The sequence below is a fragment of the Neisseria sp. P0021.S006 genome, from assembly GCF_051956895.1.
Map to the genome: position 1 here is coordinate 1 of NZ_JBQCWZ010001034.1, position 520 is coordinate 520.

The following is a 520-nucleotide window of genomic DNA, read 5'->3' on the forward strand; positions in this document are numbered from 1 at the left end:
ATATATGATGAAAACCCTGCTCCACTACGCCAAATCATTGCTTCAGGCTGTGATTCTCTTCATCTTCTTATCCCTGATTGTCGACTGGGTGCGCAAGCCTGACCAACCTTTGCAGTCGGCAGCACAAACACTGACTTTAACCAATGGTCAAACCACTTCCCTCCAATCCTTCAGCCAAAATCGGGTTGCCGTCGTTTATTTTTGGGGCAGCTGGTGTCGTATTTGTTCATACACATCATCAACCATAGAAAAACTGCACCAAGACAATATCCCAACATTGGGCGTAGCCTTGCGCTCCGGAAGTGACGCGGACATTGCCCACCATATGCAACAAAACAATCTATCCTTTCCAAACTTCAACGATTCAGACGGCCTGATGGCTCAAAAATGGAACATAGCCGTCACACCAACCATTATCATATTAAAAGATGGCAAAATGATTCATCACACATCCGGACTTTCCAGTTATATCGGATTAAAAATCAGAATTTACTTGGCAAATATCTTCAGCTAAATTCAT

1 protein-coding gene is annotated in these 520 nt (G+C 43.5%); it reads left to right on the top strand.

Annotation, left to right across the window (positions count from 1 at the left end):
* Positions 1-514, top strand: a 514-nt coding sequence (locus ACTHUM_RS18565; protein ID WP_440403764.1) for a protein disulfide oxidoreductase, incomplete at its 5' end; no start/stop codon positions are given.
* Positions 515-520: the final 6 nt, after the last annotated feature.